Origin of the sequence: Halomonas stenophila (assembly GCF_014192275.1) — a bacterium.
Taxonomy (GTDB): domain Bacteria; phylum Pseudomonadota; class Gammaproteobacteria; order Pseudomonadales; family Halomonadaceae; genus Halomonas; species Halomonas stenophila.
The window spans coordinates 117,175-134,033 of sequence record NZ_JACHXR010000003.1; the positions used below are offsets into that span (position 1 = coordinate 117,175).

Below are 16,859 nucleotides of genomic sequence, written 5' to 3' on the forward strand. Positions count from 1 at the left end.
GGGCGGTGTCACGCCCCCCCGTCGGAGCCGCCCGCCTGCTGCCCCTGCTGCTGTGGCTGGGCCTGGCCCCGGCCCTGGCCGCACCGCCCGGGGAGCAGGAGGCCCGGGCCCGGCTCGATGCCATCGGCGAGCGCATCCAGGCGGTGACGGAGGACCTCTCCGCCACCGGCCGCGCCCGCGACGCGGCCAGCGAGGCGCTGCGCGAGGTCGAGACCGCCCTGGCCGAGACCCATCGCCAGCTGGATACCCTGCAGGCCGAGCGGCGCAGCCTCGACCGCGAGATCGCGGACCTGGAGGCGCGCCGCGAGGCGCTCCAGGCGGAGCACGACGACCAGCTGGCCGCCCTCGGCGACCAGCTCGACGCCCTCTACCGGCTGGGCCTCACCCCCCAGCTCAAGCTGCTGCTCAACCAGGACGACCCGGCCCGGCTGGACCGCCTGCAGACCTACCTCAACCGCCTCGCCGAGGCCCGCCATGCGCGGCTGGACGAGATCGCCCGGCTGGAGGCGGCGCTGGCCGACAACCGCCGAGCCCTGGACGCCCGCGCCAAGCGGCTCGAGGCCCTGGCCGGCGAACTGGAGCGGCGCAGCGCCGAGCTGGCCTCGCGCATGGACGAGCGCGAGGCCCTGGTGGCCGAGCTCGAAGAGCGCTACGCCTCCGAGGAGTCTCGCCTGGCGGCCCTCGACCAGGACCGGGCCCACGCCGAGCGCGTGCTGCGCCAGGTGCAGGAGCGCCTGGCAAGGCTGCAGCAACCGCCACCGTCGACGGCCATCGCCGCCACCCGGGGCGAGCTGCCCTGGCCGGTGCAGGGCGAGGTGGTCTCCGGCTTCGGCGGGGGCCGCGGCGTGCATCGCAACGGCCTGCTGATCCGGGCCGCCGAGGGCTCGCCGGTGACGGCGGTGCACGCCGGCCGGGTGGTGTTCGCCGACTGGATGCGCGGCTTCGGCAACCTGCTGATCGTCGACCACGGCGACCGGGTCATGACCCTGCATGCCCATCTCCAGCACTTCGCCGTCCAGGTGGGCCAGGCGGTGTCCCGGGGCGACGCCCTGGGCGCGGTGGGGGCCTCGGGTGGCCAGTCCGCCCCCGGCCTCTACTTCGAGGTGCGCCGCAACGGGGAGCCCATCGATCCCGGTGGCTGGGTCGCCCGGCGCTGAGCTCCGCTATTCCATTGCCGGACGCGGCCACGCTATGCTGGACGCCCCCATACCGGAACTGCGAGAGACTGCATGCCCTTACGTCCCGCCGGGCTGACCGCCCCGCTGCGGCGCCTGAGTTCGGCGCTGGTCCCCGTCGTCGCCCTGCTGTCCCTGTCACTTCCCGCCGTCGCGGCCCCCGAGGACGACCTCCCGGTGGCCGAGATCCAGTCCTTCGCCGAGGTCTTCGAACGCATCAAGCGGGCCTATGTGGAGGAGGTCGACGATGCGACCCTGCTGCGCAACGCCACCCGCGGCATGCTCAGCGAGCTGGACCCCCACTCCACCTACCTGGATGCGGAGGCCTACCAGAGCCTGAGGGAATCCACCGAGGGCGAGTTCGGCGGCGTGGGCATCGAGGTGGGCAAGCGTGACGGCCAGCTGACCGTGATCACCCCCATCGACGACACCCCGGCCTCCCGGGCCGGCCTCCAGGCCCAGGACATGATCCTGCGCATCGACGACACTCCCACCGAGGGGCTGTCGCTGCAGGAGGCCGTGGAGCTGATGCGCGGCGAGCCGGGCACCACCCTCCGCATGACCATCATGCGCCAGGGCGAGGATGCGCCCCGCAGCGTCGAGATCGAACGCGAGATCATCCGCACCCAGAGCGTGCGCCACGAACGCCTGGCGCCCGGCTACGGCTACCTGCGCATCAGCCAGTTCCAGTCCCGCACCGGCGAGCAGGTCCTCGAGGCCCTCGAGGCGCTGGCCGAGGACGCCCCGTTGGAGGGCCTGGTGCTGGACCTGCGCAATAACCCCGGCGGCGTGCTCCAGGCCGCCGTGGACGTGGCCGATGCCTTCCTCGACAGCGGCCTGATCGTCTACACCGAGGGGCGCCTCGCGGACAGCGCGATGCGCTTCTCCGCCGGTTCCCAGACCGCTGCGCCCACGGTGCCCCTGGTGGTGCTGATCAATGGCGGCAGCGCCTCGGCGGCGGAGATCGTCGCCGGTGCCCTCCAGGACCAGCGGCGGGGCGTGGTCATGGGCACCGAGAGCTTCGGCAAGGGCTCGGTGCAGCAGATCATGCCGCTGGGTGACGGCGAGGCCCTGAAGCTGACCACCGCGCTCTACTTCACGCCCGACGGCCGCTCGATCCAGGCCCAGGGGATCGTCCCGGATGTGGAGGTGGTCCGCGGCCGCCTGGAGATCGCCGAGGGCAATGGCATGCGGGTGCGCGAGGCCGACCTCGAGGGCCACCTGACCGGCAACGGCGAAGGCGACGCACGCGACGAGCTCAGCGCCCGGCTGCGCGACGACTACCAGCTCGGCGAGGCCCTCAACCTGCTCAAGGCCCTCAACGTGCTGCGCCAGCGGGATGCCCCGGTGACCGAGGCTCGCGAGCCGGCCGAGTGACGGGGCCCCCGTCGGCCGAGGGCTGCCTTCGGCAAGCATCGTCGGGGGCGCTCGCAGGCTCGCTTACCCGACCTCCGATCAGCGGCAGGAGGCCGGCAGGCGACCACGGCGGCCGGTGGCCTGCTGCATCAGCAGCCGCTTGAGCGGGCTCAGCCGGTCGACTCCGGCGAGGCCCAGGTTGCGGGCCAGGGTCAGCGCCGGGTGGCGGGCGCCGAACAGCAGCCGGAAGCCATCCATCAGCTTGAGCATGGCGGCGTTGTCGCCGCGCCGCCGCCGCGCATAGCGGCCCAGCCAGGCCTCGCTGCCGAGGGCCACGCCCCGCCGGCGGGCCTCGAGCAGCTCCTCGGCCAGCACGGCGACATCCATCAGCCCCAGGTTGACCCCCTGGCCGGCCAGCGGGTGGATGCTGTGGGCGGCGTCCCCCACCAGTGCCAGCCCCGGCAGCACATAGCGCCGGGCATGCCGCTGAGTCAGCGGCACGGCCTGGGCGCGGTCGATCACCGTCACCGCCCCGAGCCGTCCCTCGATCGCCGTTGCCAGGGCCTGGCCCAGCGCCTCGGCGGAGAGGCCGGTCAGCCGCATGGCCTCCTCGGGAGAGGTCGACCAGACGATGGAGCAATAGCCGGCATCGTCGTCCAGGGTCAGCGGCAGGAAGGCCAGCGGCCCCTCGGCCAGGAAGGCCTGGCGGGCCACGCCGCCATGGGGACGGGCGGTACGCACCGTGGTGACCACCGCCGCGTGGCCGGTGTCATGGGCCTCGACCTCGATGCCGGCCAGCTCGCGCAGCGGCGAACGGGCCCCGTCGGCGGCCACCACCAGCGGCGCGGCCAGCCGCTCGCCGCCGGCCAGCACCACCTCACGCCCGCGGTCCGAGGCCGCCAGGCCGGTCACCCGGGCGCCGAAACGCCGCCGCACCGTCGGCAGCGCGGCCAGGCGGGCCTCCAGGGCCGCCACCACCACGTCGTTCTCGACGATATGGCCCAGCACCGGCAGCCCCGCCTGGTCGGCGGAGAAGTTCACCTCGCCGGTGCCCTCGGCGTCCCACACCTGCATGTGGCGATAGGGGGTGACACGGCGCGCGCGCATCCAGGACCAGGCCCCCAACCCGTCGAGCAGCCGCTGGGACACCGGGGTCAGGGCGCTGACCCGCAGCCCGGGCCGGCCGCACCCCGCCGCCGCGGCATCGAGGGGCCCCTCCCGGGCGTCCAGCAGGGTCACCGGCACGCCCGCCTGGCCGAGCAGGCAGGCCAGGGTCGCGCCGACCATGCCGCCGCCGACGATGATCACCTCGCCCGCCATGGCGGGAGCCTCCTCCTGCCGTGAAGCGCTCATCGTTCCACCCCCATGGCCCGCCGGGCCAGGATCCGACGCAGCGGCCCCACCAGGTTGAGCCCCACCAGGCCCGCGGCACGCGCATGGGACAACGCGGGGCTGTCGAGCCCGAACAGCCGCACCAGGCCATCGCTGAAGCGGATGACGCCGTGCCGGTCGCCGGCACGCCGGGCCTCGAAGTCCGCCAGGATCGCCGGGCTGCCCGGCGCCTCGGCCCGGGTCGCACCGGCCTCGATGGCCGCCACCAGGTCCATGACCCCGCGCAGCGCCAGGTTGAAGCCCTGGCCGGCCACCGGGTGCAGCGCGTGGGCGGCGTTGCCCAGCACCGCCAGCCCCGGTCGGGTCGTCTCCCGGGCGGTGACCAGCGAGAGCGGATAGGCGTGCCGGCGGCCCACCCGGCGGAAGCGGCCGGCCCGGTCGCCGAAGGCCGCCTGCAACTGGGCCAGGAAGTCGCCGTCCTCCAGCGCCAGTCGGGGCCGCTCGCGGCCGGCCGCGTGGGTCCAGACCAGCTCCATGGCCTGCCCCTTGAGGGGCAGCAGGGCGATGGGGCCGGCCTTGGTGAAGCGTTCGAAGGCCATGCCGCCATGGGGACGGTCGACCTCCACGCCGGCGATCAGGGCAACCTGGTCGTAGGGACGCTCCCGGCTCTCGATGCCGAGCCGTTCCTTGAGCCCCGACCGGCCACCGTCGGCGAGCACCGTCAGGCCGGCCTCGAGCCAGGCGCCGTCGGACAGGCCCAGAAGATGGCCACCGGCCACCGGCCGGATCGCCTCGACCCGGGCCGGGCAATGCCAGGCCAGGGGCAACTCGCCGAGGCGGCGGTGCAGCACGCGCCCCAGCCAGGCATTGGGAACCACCTGGCCGAGCGCCTCGCCGCCCAGTTCCTCGGCGCGCAGGCGGGTCGCCCCGAGTCGTCCCTGCTCGCTGACATGGATGCAGCGGATGGGCGCGGCCTGCTCGGCCATCGCCGACCACAGCCCCAACTCGGCGAAGTGGCGCACCGAGCCCTGGGCGATGGCGCTGGCGCGGGCATCGAAGCTCGGCTGCCAGGGGGCGTCCAGCTCCGCCGGCAGGAGAGCGGCCTCGATCACCGCCACCGTCAGGCCCAGCCGCCGGATCAGCGGCGCCAGGGCACAGCCCAGGCTGGCCCCGACCAGCCCGCCGCCGATGATGGCGATATCCACGCGACGCGGGGCCTCGCCCCCGGCCGACTCGCTCATGCGACACCCTCCATTATTCCGTAACGTACATTACATAAAGACAGCTCGACCGATCGGTCAGCTGGTCATTCTTTCGCCATCAGGGCTTCGATATCGACCACCCGCTTGGGGGCCGCGTCGCTGAGCACCTCATGCCCGTCGGGCGTCACCGCCACGTCGTCCTCGATGCGGATGCCGAGGCCACGGTAGGGCTCGGGCAGGTCCTCGTCCTCGGGCACGTAGAGCCCCGGCTCGATGGTCAGCACCATGCCGGGCACCAGGGGGCGGGGCTCGCCGTCCAGCCGGTAGCTGCCCACGTCGTGGACATCGAGCCCCAGCCAATGGGAGGTGGCGTGAGGGTAGAAGCGGCGGCAGGCATCGGCCTCGAGGCAGGCCTCCAGCTCGCCCTCCAGCAGCCCCAGGCGCAGCAGCCCCGCCGTGAGGTCCCGCACCACCCCGCGATGGATGCCGACCAGGGTGGCGCCCGGACCCACGGCCGCGATGGCGCGCTCCTGAGCCTCCAGCACCACCTCGTAGAGGGCGCGCTGGGCCGCATCGAATCGCCCGTCGACCGGGAGGGTGCGGGTCACATCGCCGGCATAGAGATCGAACTCGGCACCGGCATCGATCAGCACCAGCTCCCCGCCCCGCAGGGGCTCGCGATTCTCGATGTAGTGCAGCACACGGGCATTGGCGCCGCCAGCGACGATGCTGGCATAGGCCGGGCCGCTGCCGCCCTGCCAGCGGAACTCGTGCTCGAGGTCCGCCTGCAGCTGGTACTCGGCGCGGCCGGCGCGGGCCGCGCCCATGGCGCGACGGTGGGCGAGGGCGGTGATCTCGCCGGCATGGCGCATCAGCGCCAGTTCGGCGGCGCTCTTGACCAGGCGCAGCTCGTGAATGGCTCCGGCGATGTCGGCGAAGGACAGCGGGGCCCGCGCCCCGCGACGCGCCCCGGCCAGCAGGCTGCCGCGAATCCGCTCGGCGAGGCGCAGGGCCTTGCCGTCGTCCAGCGGCAGGTAGAGGGTGGCGCGACCATCCAGCAGCTCGGTCAGGCGCGTGTCGCGTTCGGCGTTCTCGAAGGCCTGGTCGATGCCGTGGTGGCGCTCGGCCCCCCGGGCGCCGAGACGCCGGCCGGTCCAGGCCTCCATCTCGGGATCCCGATCCTGGCAGAACAGCACGCTCTCGCCGGCTTCCCGGCCGGGCAACAGCAGCAGCAGGGCGTCGGGCTCGGGAAAGCCGGTCAGGTAGTGGAAGTCGCTGTCCTGGCGAAAGGCGAATTCGCTGTCCCGGGAACGCGTCACCAGCGAGGCCCCCGGCAGCAACACGGCGGCCTCCGGCGGCAGCTGGGCCATCAGGCGGCAACGGCGCTCTCGGAACTCCTCGAGGCCGATGGGGGCGGGGCGGGGCAGGGGATCGGCGGGCATGGCGGCTCCTCGATGGACATGGACGGTGGCAGGGCGGGGCGACACGGGCCTCAGTGCTGGGGGCCGGGGTCGTCCGCCTGCTCCACCTGGGGCTGGCCGGGGTGCTGCTCGGTGTAGAGCAGCATGGCCGCCATGCGGGCGTGCTCGGTCAGGGCGAAGAGGTCGTTCTCGTTCTCGGCGCTGTCGTCGATATCGGTGTCGATCGCGGAGAGCCCCTGGAGATCGTCGATGGCCTCCCGCAGCGCTTCGGACCACTCCTGACGCGTGGCCTCGCCGGCATCCTGGATCACCTCGAGGAAGCCCTGGGTCCATTCCTTGAGGCCCCGGGCTCGCTCGGCCAGCGAGAACAGCTCGTCCGGCAGCAGCGGCTCGAAGTTGAGCTCGCTGCCGGCCAGCGCTTCCAGGGTCTGGCGCCGCCAGCCCAGCAGGCGCTCGGCGGCGGCCTCGTCCCGCGGCTGTTCGACCCCCAGGCTGAGGCAGACCGCCTCCAGCCAGGCCTCGGCGCTGAGGTCGTGCAGCGCCAGGGAGGCGCACAGGCGACCATCGAGGAAGGCCGGCGACTGCATGCTGCCGTGCAGCAGGAAGGTGTCGGCGATATCGGAAAAATCCTGGCGTTCGTTGATCAGTGACATGGAAACCGTCCGTGCTGGAGCCGCGCGGCGCGTTGACCGCCTGCAAACGGCTCTCTTATAGTGACTCGATATTCGTGATGCCCACGATGTTAACGCATCGGGGCCCCATGGCGCGCACCCGCAAGGGCGCGTGTCGCGGCCCCCGCCGGAGACCCCATGACCGACGCCTCGCGGCCCACCACCGAGATCAGCCTGCTGGAGCGCCAGTATGTCATCGCCTGCCCCCCCGAGGAGCAGGACAAGCTGGAGCGCGCCGCCCGCTACCTGGATCGCGCCATGCAGGGCATCCATGCCCAGGGCAAGGTGGTCGACCGGGAGAAGATCGCCATCATGGCCGCCCTGAACATCACCCACGAGCTCCTCGAGGCCCTGGACGAGCGCCGCGCCGGCGAGCACAGCCTGAGCGAACTCACCCAGCGCCTGGAGCGCGCCCTGGCCGATGCCCCCGATCGCTGAGGATTCTTCACTTTGGCCCGCTCCGCGGCTCTGCTAGGATAGAGACGTTCCCTGGGGTGTGCGCCAGTCGTTATAGTCCCTCGAGCCTATGAGCAATACCCAGGGGGCCAAATGCTAGCCGAGCCCGTGTGCATGTCCGTGCGACGGAAAGCCTGACGGTTCGGCTGCGGCCACCCACCTTGAACCGCTGGGTTCAAGGGCCAGAACGACAGCGGCACTCTGGGGAACCTCATCCGACATGACCGACATGCAGGATATCGCCGCACCCGTGACACGAGACGACGCCCGCCGCCACCTGCGCCGCGACCTCAGGCATCGTCGCCGTGCCCTGACCGCCACGCAGCAACGCGAGGCCGCCGCCCGGCTGTGCCAGCGCCTGCGCCGGCTGCCGGAAGTCCGTCATGCCAAGCGCGTGGCCCTCTACCTGCCCAACGACGGCGAGATCGACCCCACCCCGCTGATGCGCTGGCTGCACGCCCGCAACGCCCGCGTCTACCTGCCGGTGCTCCGGCCGCTCACCCATAATTCCCTGTGGTTCGTCCACTACCATCGCGGCACGCCCATGGTGACCAACCGCTTCGGCATCCCCGAGCCCTGCACCCGCCATGGCGCCCACCGGGCACGCCGCCGGGCGCCCTGGACCCTCGACCTGATCCTGTTGCCGCTGGTGGGCTTCGACGACCACGGCCAGCGCATCGGCATGGGCGGGGGCTTCTACGACCGCACCCTGGCCTTCACCCGCCGCCCCGGCCCCCGCCCGAGGCTGATCGGCCTGGCCCACGACTGCCAGCGCGTCGCACGGCTGCCCGTGGCCCCCTGGGACGTGCCGCTGGACGCCATCGTCAGCGATACCCGCATCCTGCGGCCCTGAGTCGGCGCCATTCCCCGGCAACGCAAAAGGCGGCCGATGCAGGGCATCGGCCGCCTTTCGTCATCCAGGCCCGGGGCTCAGTTGCCGGCCAGCGCCTGGGCGTAGCCGGTCGCCACCACCCCGATCCCGAAGATCAATACCAGCGTCGTGACAAGATCGGGCTTGCGCTTCATCCATCGACTCCCTTCGGCCACCATGATGTTCGGGTCGCAATCAGGCGACACCGTCGTCGCCTGTCGACGACGGAAGCCTAGCGAAAGGCCCTGGACATGACAACCGTCATGCTCGACGCATGAGACAAATCATGCCAGGCATGGCCCGCCGCCCTGGGTATGTCAGCGCTCACCCCGGCTCGCCTCAGGCCATGAACAGGCGATAGGCGGGGTTGTCGGATTCCTTCCAGTAGCGATAGCCGATGTCGTCGAAGTATTCCTCGACATGGGTGCGGTCGCCGTTGGGCACCTGCATGCCCACCAGTACTCGCCCATAGGCGGCACCGTGGTTGCGGTAGTGGAACAGCGAGATGTTCCAGTCCTGGGGCAGGTGGGTGAGGAAGTTCATCAGCGCACCGGGACGCTCGGGGAACTCGAAGCGATAGACCTCCTCGTCGAAACGCTCCTGGGGCCGCCCGCCCCCCAGGTGGCGGATATGCAGCTTGGCCAGCTCGTTGTCGGTGAGGTCCTCCACCGGGTAGCCGGCCTCGCGCAGCTTGTCGATCACCGCCTGGCGATCCTCCCCGCCGGGCTTGACCTGGACGCCGACGAAGATGTGCGCCTGGGCGGGATCGGCATAGCGATAGTTGAACTCGGTGACCATGCGCTTGCCGATGGTGCGGCAGAACTTCTTGAAGCTGCCCGGCTTCTCGGGGATGGTCACCGCCAGGATCGCCTCGCGCTGCTCGCCGAGTTCGGTGCGCTCGGCGATGTGCTGCAGGCGGTCGAAGTTGGTGTTGGCCCCGGAGTTGATGCAGATCAGGGTCTCGCCCGACACGCCGGTCTGCTGGATGTACTTCTTGAGGCCGGCCAGCGACAGGGCACCGGAGGTCTCGGAGACCGCCCGGGTCTCCTCGAAGATGTCCTTGACCGCCGCGCACATCTCGTCGGTGTTGACGGTGATGACGTCATCCACCAGGTCGCGCATGACCGCGAAGGGCGCCTCGCCGATCTGGGCCACGGCGACGCCCTCGGCGAAGACCCCGACCTGGTCGAGGATCACTCGCTCGCCGCTGTCCAGGGCCGCCTTGAGGCAGGCGCTGTCCTCCGACTCCACGCCGATCACCTTGATCTCGGGGCGCAGGTACTTGACGTAGGCGGCCACGCCGGCGATCAGGCCGCCGCCGCCCACCGGCACGAAGATGGCATCCAGGCGGCCGGCGTGCTGGCGCAGGATCTCCACGGCGATGGTGCCTTGCCCGGCGATGACGTCGATATCGTCGAAGGGCGGGATATAGGTATAGCCGTGCTCGGCGATCAGTTCCTGGGCATGGGCGGCGGCCTCGGCGAAGGCATCGCCCTTGAGCACCACCTTGGCACCCCGGGCGCGCACGGCGGCCACCTTGATCTCGGGGGTGATGCGCGGCATGACGATGACCGCCTTGACGCCCATCTGCTTGGCGGCCATGGCCAGGCCCTGGGCATGGTTGCCCGCCGAGGCGGCGATCACGCCCTTGGCCTTCTGCTCGTCGCTGAGCTGGCTCATCTTGTTGTAGGCGCCGCGAATCTTGAAGGAGTGGACCGGCTGCAGGTCCTCGCGCTTGATCAGGATCTGGTTGTTGAATCGGCGAGAGAGGAAGGGGGCCGGGGAGATCGGCGTTTCCCGGGCAGCCTCATAGACCCGGGCCTGGAGAATCTTCTTGACGGTGGCTTCGAGCATCCTGATATCCCAATGGGGTGACGCGAGAGGGCCGCTGACGCGGCACGAAGGGAACCCCTATTGGTAGCATTCCGGCCACCGTGGCGTCCAGCACGGGGCCGCGCCATGGCCTATAATGGCGCGGCATTCGCCACCCACCAACAGCGAGCAGGACATGACCCAGGACGAACTCAAGGACGCCGTGGCGGCCGCCGCCCTCGACGAGATCCGCCCCCTTCTCGGACGCCACGTCGTCATCGGCATCGGCACCGGCTCCACCGCCAACCGCTTCATCGACAAGCTGGCCAGCCTGCGCGGCGACTTCCGCGGCGCCGTGGCCAGCTCCGAGGCCAGCGCCGAGCGCCTGCGTGGCCAGGGCATCGACGTCTTCGAACTCAACGAGACCGGCACCCTCCCCGTCTATGTCGACGGTGCCGACGAAGTGAACGCTCACTTGCAGATGATCAAGGGCGGCGGCGCGGCCCTCACCCGGGAGAAGGTCGTCGCCGCCTGCGCCGAGCGCTTCGTGTGCATCGCCGATGCCTCCAAGCTGGTCGAACGGCTGGGCGACTTCCCGCTGCCGCTGGAGGTGATCCCCATGGCGCGCTCCTACGTCGCCCGGGAACTGGTCAAGCTGGGCGCCGACCCGGTCTACCGCGAGGGCGTGGTCACCGACAACGGCAACCAGATCCTCGACTGCTTCGAGTTCATGATCGACGACCCGGTGGCCATGGAGGCCCGCCTCAATGCCATCGCCGGGGTGGTGACCAATGGATTGTTCGCCGCTCGCGGCGCCGACGTGCTGCTGCTCGGCACCGATCAGGGTGTCGAGCGCCGCACGCCGCAGTAAGCGCTTACTCCGCGGGGAGCAGGCGTTCCAGGCCCGCCAGGGTGCGGACCAGGGCGCCGCGGTTGGCCTCGACCACCGCCCGGCCGGCGGTGGCGAGCCGCTCGCGTTCCGCCGCATCGCCGAACAGGCGATCCAGCTCGTCGGCCAGGGCCTCGGCGTCGGCGACCTCCACCAGCGCCTCCCGCTCGCGCAGCGCCTCGGCCACGTCGGAGAAGTTGGCCAGCTCGGGCCCGGTCAACACGGGCAGTCCCATGGCGGCGGGCTCCAGCAGGTTGTGACCGCCCACCGGCACCAGGCTGCCGCCCACGAAGGCCAGGTCCGCCGCCCCGTAGAGGGACGAGAGCTCGCCCATGGTGTCACCCAGGTACAGCGCCGTCTCGGCGGTAGGGACCTCGTCCCGGGAGCGGCGCGCCGTGGCCAGCCCCCGGGCCGCGCAGAGCTCGGCCACCGCCGCGAAGCGCTGGGGGTGGCGGGGGACCAGGATCAGCAGCGCCTCGGGGCGCGTCTCGCGCAGTCGGGCATGGGCCTCGAGTACCGCCTCGTCCTCGCCGGGATGGGTCGAGCCGGCGACCCAGACCGGGCGCTCGCCGAGCTCGCGACGCAAGCGCTCACTCACCTCGCGGGCCGCCTCGTCGCGAGCCAGATCGAACTTCAGCGAGCCGGTCACCCGAATGGCGTCCGGCGCCATGCCCAACGCCCGGAACCGCTCGGCATCCGCTGCGGACTTGGCTCCCAGCCAGGCCACATGGGAGAGCGCCTCGGCCATCAGCCGCCCCAGGCGCCGGTAGCGACGGAAGGCCCGTGGCGAGAGCCGGCCGTTGACCACCGCCACCGGCACCCCCCGGCGGTCGCAGGCCGCCAGCAGGTTGGGCCAGAGCTCGGTCTCGAAGAAGATCGCCAGCCGCGGGCGCAGCCGGTCGACGAAGCGCCGCGCCGCGCCGGGGAAGTCCAGGGGCACGAAGTGATGACTCACTTCGCCGCCATCCCGCCGCTCCGCGGCCTTCTCCACCAGCGCCAGGCTGCGTTCGGCGCCGGTGGCGGTCATGGTGGTGACGACCAGCCGGTGGTCGGGATACACGCGGGTCAGAGCCTCGATCAGTGGCCGGGCGGCCTGGACCTCCCCCACCGAGGCGCAGTGCAGCCACAGGGTGCGGGAGCCCGGGGAGGCCGTCGGGATGGCGCCGAGCCGCTCGGCCCGGGGACGGCCGGGCAGTTGCTCCCGCCAGACCCGCCGCCAGATCAGCGGCGACAGTGCCAGCAGGGCGGCGGAGTAGAGCCGGCGCGTCCAGGGGTGTCCCGCCATCAGGTCTCGCGGTCGAGGATGGTGGCGATCATCGCCGTGGTGGAGACGCCGTCCTCGAAGCCGAGCACCTTCACCTCGCCCCCGGCGGCACGCACCGCCTCGCCGCCGGCGATCTGCTCGGGTCGGTAGTCACCGCCCTTGACCAGCACGTCGGGCAGCACCGCCTCGATCAGCCGCTGGGGGGTGTCCTCGGCGAAGGGCACCACCCAGTCGACGGCGCCCAGGCCGGCCAGCACCTGCATGCGCCGGGCCAGGGGGTTGATCGGCCGCGAGGGTCCCTTGAGCCGCGCGATGGAGGCATCGTCGTTGACCGCCACGATCAACCGGTCGCCGAGCTGGCGGGCATGCTCGAGGTAGGCCACGTGGCCGGCGTGGAGGATGTCGAAGCAGCCGTTGGTCATCACCACCCGCTCGCCGCGGGCCTGGGCGGCGCGAACGGCCTCGCCCAGCGGTGCCTCGCCGATGACGCCGAACTCGGCCAGCTTGTCGCCGTGCAGGGCGGTGTAGAGCTCGGCGATGGACAGCGTGGCGGTCCCGGGCTTGGCGACCACCAGGCCGGCGGCCAGGTTGGCCAGGGTCATGGCCTCGGGGAAGCCATGGCCGGCGGCGAGCGCCAGGCCCAGCACGCCGATCACCGTGTCGCCGGCACCGGTCACGTCGAAGACCTCCCGAGCCCGGGTCGGCAGGTGCAGGGGCTCGTGGTCGGCGCGGATCAGGGTCATGCCCTTCTCGCTGCGGGTGATCAACAGCGCCTCCAGCTCCAGCTCGGCGCGCAGGGCCTCGCCCTTGGTGGCCAGGGTGGCATCGTCGGGACAGGCGCCCATCACCGCCTCGAACTCGGCCAGGTTGGGGGTGATCACGCTGGCGCCGCGGTACTTGCGGAAGTCACCGCCCTTGGGATCCACCAGGACCCGCTTGCCGGCACCGCGCACCGTGGCGATCAGCCCCTCGACATCGGCCAGGGTGCCCTTGCCGTAGTCGGAGAGGATCACCAGGTCGGCCCGGGGCAGGGCCTCCTCGACCCGCAGGGCCAGGCTGCTGGTATCGACATCGCCGAGGCCCTGCTCGAAGTCGAGGCGGATCAGCTGCTGGTTGCGGCTCATGACCCGCAGCTTGGTGATGGTCGGCACCTCGCGGCTGCGTGCGAAGTGAGTACTCACTCCGGCATCCTGCAGGCGACTCTCCAGCCGGTCGGCATTCTCGTCGTAGCCCACCAGGCCGGCGAGCCCCGCCTGGGCCCCCAGGGAGGCGATGTTGAGGGCCACGTTGGCCGCGCCGCCGGGGCGGTCCTCGGCCTCGTCGACCCGCACGACCGGCACCGGGGCCTCCGGGGAGATGCGGGAGGTGCCACCATGCCAGTAGCGGTCGAGCATGACGTCGCCCACCACCAGCAGGCGCGAGCGCTCCAGGGCGGTCAGATCAAGCTTCATCGGAAGGCTCCGTTTCCTTGCGGGTCGAGGCGGCGGCGAGCAGCGCCTCGAGGTTGCGGATGACGTCGTCGGCCCGGATCAACGACATGGCATCGGGATGGCGCACCCGCTGGCCCCAGGACAGCGTCTCGGGATCCTTGTGCAGGTAGGTCGTCACCGCGTCGGGATAGCGGTTGACCACGAAGTCGCGCCAGCGATAGGGGCCGGCGCGTTCGGGGTTGGTGGTGGCGAAGAGGCCGACCACCGGGGTGTCGAGGGCGTTGGCCATGTGGACCGGGCCCGAGTCCGGGGCCACCACCACCCGGGCCCGGGCGATCAGCGCCAGCAGGCCCTTCAGCGAGGATGCGCCGATGGCATCGATCACCGCGCCGGGCTGGCTGAGGGACTGGATGCGGCTGCCCATCTCGCGCTCCGGGGTACTGCCGCCCCCCGTGAGCACGGTCGTCAGGCCATGCTGCACCCAGCCGTGTTCGACCACCGCCGCATAGCCCTCGGCGGACCAGTTGCGGAAGTTGCGCAGCCGGGGGTTGGCACAGGGACTCATCAGCATGTAGGGGGCGTCACCGGTCAGCCCGGCGGCCTCCTCGAAGGCGGCCTCGGGGATCGCCAGGTCCCATTGCGGGGACGCCTCCTCCACGCCGAGCAGCCGGGCGAAGTCGAGGAAGGAGTCCACCACATGGGCGCGGGGATGCGGCGCCAGCTGGCGATGGGTGAACCAGTGCTGGGCATCCTTGGCACGGGCCTTGTCGTAGCCGACGCGCACGTCCGCCTTGAGGCCCAGCGAGAGCACGCTGGCGCGCAGCGCCTGCTGCATGTGCAGCAAGACATCGAAGCGAGTGTCCGCGAGCTCTCGCCAGAGCGCGCGCATGCCGGCGATCCCCGAGGCCTTGTCGTAGACAACGAACTCGACCCCGGAAAGGCCGGCCAGTAGACTGTGCTCGCCCTTGCCGATGATCCAGGTGATGCGCGCCTCCGGCCACTGGCGCTGCAGGGCACGTACCGTCGGCACCAGGTTGCAGACATCGCCCAGGGCGGAGAGACGCAACACGCCGATGTGCTCGGGTCGGGCGGGCAGAGGATGCTTCATGCGATTGGCAACGTATCGAACGGGAAAGGTTTTCATTCTATATGATGCGGACAGTTTATGTGACGCCGATGGGGCGCCACAAATCGGTCCGCACAGCCTCGACCCCGACCACTGGCGCCGCTCGGGCCGGGTGGTGGGCGAGGCGCCCGGCCGCGGCGCCAGCCTGTTCCTCGAGGCCGGCGCCGAGCAGTGGGTCCTGCGCCCCTACCGACGCGGCGGCCTGGTCGCCCGGCTGAGCGAGGCCCGCTACCTGTGGACCGGGCGGGAACGCACCCGCGCCTTCCGCGAGATGCGCCTGACCGCCGAGCTCTTCGACCTCGGCCTGCCCGTGCCCCGGCCGGTGGCCGCCGGCGTCACCCGCCACGGCCTCACCTACGAGGCCGCCCTGCTCACCGTTCGCCTGCCCGGCGCCCAGGCCCTGGCCGAGCGCCTGGCGAGTGGCGAGGCCGATGCGGCCCTGCTGCGGGAGGTGGGCCGCACGGTGCGCCGGTTCCACGATGCCGGCCTCGACCACGTCGACCTCAATGCCCGCAACCTGCTGGTGGCCCCCGACGACGGTATCTGGCTGATCGACCTCGACCGCTGCCGGCGCCGACCGCCCGGCGCCTGGCGGGAGGCCAACCTCGACCGGCTGGCCCGCTCGCTGGTCAAGTTCGACGCCGGCGCGGCCATGGGCGACATCCGCCAGGGCTACTCGGCCCCCGCGCCTGCCTGAGACGCCACCGGGGGAAGGCTAGGTGGCGGGTTCGCCGGCGTATTCTCCCACCAGCGCACGCACATGGGCCGCGAGGGTGAAGGCCTCGAGCACCCGCGCCCGGCCGGCCTGGCCCAGCCGATGCTGCAGCGCAGCATCGGCGGAAAGCTCACCCAGGGCCGCGGCCCAGGCGTCGGGGTCCGACGGGGCGGCCAGGCGCCCGGTGGTGGCATCGACCAGCTCGGGAATGGCCCCGCTGTCGGCCCCCACCACCGGCCTGGCGGCGGCCATGGCCTCGATCACGGTGAGGCCGAAGGCCTCGTTGCGCGACGGCACGCAGACGATGTCCAGGGCCTCGAGACAGCGCGGCAGGTCGCCTCGAAAGCCGGCGAAGCGGATTCGCTCGGTGAGCCCCAGAGCCGCCACCCGCGCCTGCAGCTCCGCCACGAAGGCTTCGTTGCTGCCCTCGCCGACGCCGAGCCCGCCGATCAGCACCCCGTGCCAGGCCAGCTCGGGCCGCGCCACGGCCAGCCGCGCCAACGCCTCGACCCAGACCGCCTGTCCCTTGCCCGGGGTGATCCGTCCCGGCAACCCGATGGCCACCGCGCCCTCCGGCACGCCCAGTTCGGCGCGCAGTGTCCGGCGCTGGTCGGCGGCGAGGCCGGCGACATAGGGCGACGGGTCGATGCCGAGGTAGAGCCGGCGGATGCGCTCGGGGGGCAACGGGAAGGCCCGGAGGTTGCGGACCCGCGTGGTCTCGCTGATCGAGAACAACCGGGTCAGCCGTCCGTAGGCCCAGCGGTGGTAGGGGTCCCGCTTGGGCCGGGTGACGCCCATGTGGTCGGTGAAGTACAGCCGCAGTCCCGGGCGCAGCGTGGCCAGCAGCGCCCCCAGACGCAGGTCGCTGGACTTGTGGCAGTGCACCACGTCGATCTCGTGGGCCTTCAGGTAGGCGAGTATGCGTCCGACCCGCCACAGCGCCTGGCCGCGGGACGGCACCGTCAACGGCGTGACGCCCGCTTGCTCGAGGCTCGCCGCCACCCGGGAGCCTTCCAGCGCCAGGCCGTGGGCCTGCCACCCCTGGCGGGCCAGCTCGGGTATAATCCGCGCAGGATACATTTCCAGTCCGCCCCAGCCGTTCGAGAGGCAGAGCTGCATGACCTTGGGTCTCAAGGCAT

At 71.9% G+C, this 16,859-nt stretch carries 15 protein-coding genes and 1 other RNA gene; 7 read left to right on the forward strand and 9 right to left on the reverse strand.

Annotated features, from left to right (window positions below):
* The first annotated feature begins 5 nt into the window (after positions 1-5).
* Both FHR97_RS07080 and FHR97_RS07085 read left to right on the forward strand, forming a co-directional pair.
* A complete protein-coding gene (locus FHR97_RS07080) occupies positions 6-1,157 on the forward strand; it encodes a peptidoglycan DD-metalloendopeptidase family protein (RefSeq protein ID WP_183383070.1) in 1,152 nt (383 codons plus the stop codon).
* A 72-nt stretch (positions 1,158-1,229) separates the two neighbouring features.
* Positions 1,230-2,552: a S41 family peptidase gene (locus FHR97_RS07085; protein ID WP_183383071.1), complete on the forward strand. Its 1,323-nt coding sequence runs from the start codon at positions 1,230-1,232 to the stop codon at positions 2,550-2,552.
* Positions 2,553-2,630: 78 nt separating this feature from the next.
* Here FHR97_RS07085 and FHR97_RS07090 read toward each other — a convergent pair whose 3' ends face one another.
* The 4 genes from FHR97_RS07090 to FHR97_RS07105 form a co-directional block, all read right to left on the reverse strand.
* Positions 2,631-3,884: a UbiH/UbiF/VisC/COQ6 family ubiquinone biosynthesis hydroxylase gene (locus tag FHR97_RS07090; RefSeq protein WP_183383072.1), complete on the reverse strand. Its 1,254-nt coding sequence runs from the start codon at positions 3,882-3,884 to the stop codon at positions 2,631-2,633.
* Entirely contained in the window at positions 3,881-5,104 is a 1,224-nt protein-coding gene (gene ubiH / locus FHR97_RS07095; RefSeq protein WP_183383073.1) for a 2-octaprenyl-6-methoxyphenyl hydroxylase, read from the reverse strand. Before ubiH ends, FHR97_RS07090 begins: the two co-directional genes overlap by 4 nt.
* Before the next feature lie 65 nt (positions 5,105-5,169).
* Positions 5,170-6,507, reverse strand: coding sequence for an aminopeptidase P N-terminal domain-containing protein (locus tag FHR97_RS07100; protein WP_183383074.1), 1,338 nt, complete (start codon positions 6,505-6,507; stop codon positions 5,170-5,172).
* Between the two features lie 50 nt (positions 6,508-6,557).
* Positions 6,558-7,139: a UPF0149 family protein gene (locus FHR97_RS07105; RefSeq protein WP_183383075.1), complete on the reverse strand. Its 582-nt coding sequence runs from the start codon at positions 7,137-7,139 to the stop codon at positions 6,558-6,560.
* Between the two features lie 156 nt (positions 7,140-7,295).
* On the opposite strand from FHR97_RS07105, the gene FHR97_RS07110 reads away from it, so the two are divergent.
* The 3 genes from FHR97_RS07110 (at position 7,296) to FHR97_RS07120 (ending at position 8,466) form a co-directional block, all read left to right on the forward strand.
* The gene (locus tag FHR97_RS07110) at positions 7,296-7,595 is read left to right on the forward strand and encodes a cell division protein ZapA (protein ID WP_183383076.1); all 300 of its coding nucleotides are present in this window, start codon (positions 7,296-7,298) and stop codon (positions 7,593-7,595) included.
* Between the two features lie 45 nt (positions 7,596-7,640).
* Positions 7,641-7,825: non-coding RNA, 6S RNA (gene ssrS, locus FHR97_RS07115), on the forward strand.
* 8 nt (positions 7,826-7,833) lie between these two features.
* A complete protein-coding gene (locus FHR97_RS07120; protein ID WP_183383077.1) occupies positions 7,834-8,466 on the forward strand; it encodes a 5-formyltetrahydrofolate cyclo-ligase in 633 nt (210 codons plus the stop codon).
* 357 nt (positions 8,467-8,823) lie between these two features.
* On the opposite strand, the gene ilvA is transcribed toward FHR97_RS07120, so the two are convergent.
* Positions 8,824-10,338, reverse strand: coding sequence for a threonine ammonia-lyase, biosynthetic (gene ilvA / locus FHR97_RS07125; protein ID WP_183383078.1), 1,515 nt, complete (start codon positions 10,336-10,338; stop codon positions 8,824-8,826).
* 154 nt (positions 10,339-10,492) lie between these two features.
* Between ilvA and rpiA the strand changes: the two genes are divergently transcribed.
* Positions 10,493-11,167, forward strand: coding sequence for a ribose-5-phosphate isomerase RpiA (gene rpiA / locus FHR97_RS07130; protein ID WP_183383079.1), 675 nt, complete (start codon positions 10,493-10,495; stop codon positions 11,165-11,167).
* Positions 11,168-11,171: 4 nt separating this feature from the next.
* On the opposite strand, the gene waaA is transcribed toward rpiA, so the two are convergent.
* The 3 genes from waaA to FHR97_RS07145 are packed head-to-tail and all read right to left on the reverse strand — an operon-like array spanning position 11,172 to position 14,987.
* Positions 11,172-12,470, reverse strand: coding sequence for a lipid IV(A) 3-deoxy-D-manno-octulosonic acid transferase (gene waaA / locus FHR97_RS07135; protein WP_183383080.1), 1,299 nt, complete (start codon positions 12,468-12,470; stop codon positions 11,172-11,174).
* Positions 12,470-13,900 (reverse strand): bifunctional D-glycero-beta-D-manno-heptose-7-phosphate kinase/D-glycero-beta-D-manno-heptose 1-phosphate adenylyltransferase HldE, encoded by a 1,431-nt coding sequence (gene hldE, locus FHR97_RS07140; RefSeq protein WP_183383081.1) that lies wholly within the window; start codon positions 13,898-13,900, stop codon positions 12,470-12,472. Before hldE ends, waaA begins: the two co-directional genes overlap by 1 nt.
* Positions 13,890-14,987 carry a glycosyltransferase family 9 protein gene (locus FHR97_RS07145; RefSeq protein WP_183383082.1) on the reverse strand — a complete coding sequence of 366 codons (1,098 nt, stop codon included), beginning with the start codon at positions 14,985-14,987 and terminating at the stop codon, positions 13,890-13,892. Before FHR97_RS07145 ends, hldE begins: the two co-directional genes overlap by 11 nt.
* Here FHR97_RS07145 and FHR97_RS07150 point away from each other — a divergent pair.
* Positions 14,986-15,702, forward strand: a complete 717-nt coding sequence (locus FHR97_RS07150; protein WP_183383083.1) for a 3-deoxy-D-manno-octulosonic acid kinase — start codon at positions 14,986-14,988, stop codon at positions 15,700-15,702. The genes FHR97_RS07145 and FHR97_RS07150 overlap by 2 nt on opposite strands.
* 18 nt (positions 15,703-15,720) lie before the next feature.
* On the opposite strand, the gene FHR97_RS07155 is transcribed toward FHR97_RS07150, so the two are convergent.
* Positions 15,721-16,854, reverse strand: coding sequence for a glycosyltransferase family 4 protein (locus FHR97_RS07155; protein ID WP_246403825.1), 1,134 nt, complete (start codon positions 16,852-16,854; stop codon positions 15,721-15,723).
* Positions 16,855-16,859 lie beyond the last annotated feature (5 nt).

Coding starts and splice junctions, on each gene's coding strand:
- FHR97_RS07085 (WP_183383071.1), top strand. CDS start 1,230: ATGCCCTTACGTCCCGCCGGGCTGACCGCCCCGCTGCGGCGCCTGAGT.
- FHR97_RS07090 (WP_183383072.1), bottom strand. CDS start 3,884: ATGAGCGCTTCACGGCAGGAGGAGGCTCCCGCCATGGCGGGCGAGGTG.
- ubiH (WP_183383073.1), bottom strand. CDS start 5,104: ATGAGCGAGTCGGCCGGGGGCGAGGCCCCGCGTCGCGTGGATATCGCC.
- FHR97_RS07100 (WP_183383074.1), bottom strand. CDS start 6,507: ATGCCCGCCGATCCCCTGCCCCGCCCCGCCCCCATCGGCCTCGAGGAG.
- FHR97_RS07105 (WP_183383075.1), bottom strand. CDS start 7,139: ATGTCACTGATCAACGAACGCCAGGATTTTTCCGATATCGCCGACACC.
- FHR97_RS07110 (WP_183383076.1), top strand. CDS start 7,296: ATGACCGACGCCTCGCGGCCCACCACCGAGATCAGCCTGCTGGAGCGC.
- FHR97_RS07120 (WP_183383077.1), top strand. CDS start 7,834: ATGACCGACATGCAGGATATCGCCGCACCCGTGACACGAGACGACGCC.
- ilvA (WP_183383078.1), bottom strand. CDS start 10,338: ATGCTCGAAGCCACCGTCAAGAAGATTCTCCAGGCCCGGGTCTATGAG.
- rpiA (WP_183383079.1), top strand. CDS start 10,493: ATGACCCAGGACGAACTCAAGGACGCCGTGGCGGCCGCCGCCCTCGAC.
- waaA (WP_183383080.1), bottom strand. CDS start 12,470: ATGGCGGGACACCCCTGGACGCGCCGGCTCTACTCCGCCGCCCTGCTG.
- hldE (WP_183383081.1), bottom strand. CDS start 13,900: ATGAAGCTTGATCTGACCGCCCTGGAGCGCTCGCGCCTGCTGGTGGTG.
- FHR97_RS07150 (WP_183383083.1), top strand. CDS start 14,986: ATGCGATTGGCAACGTATCGAACGGGAAAGGTTTTCATTCTATATGAT.
- FHR97_RS07145 (WP_183383082.1), bottom strand. CDS start 14,987: ATGAAGCATCCTCTGCCCGCCCGACCCGAGCACATCGGCGTGTTGCGT.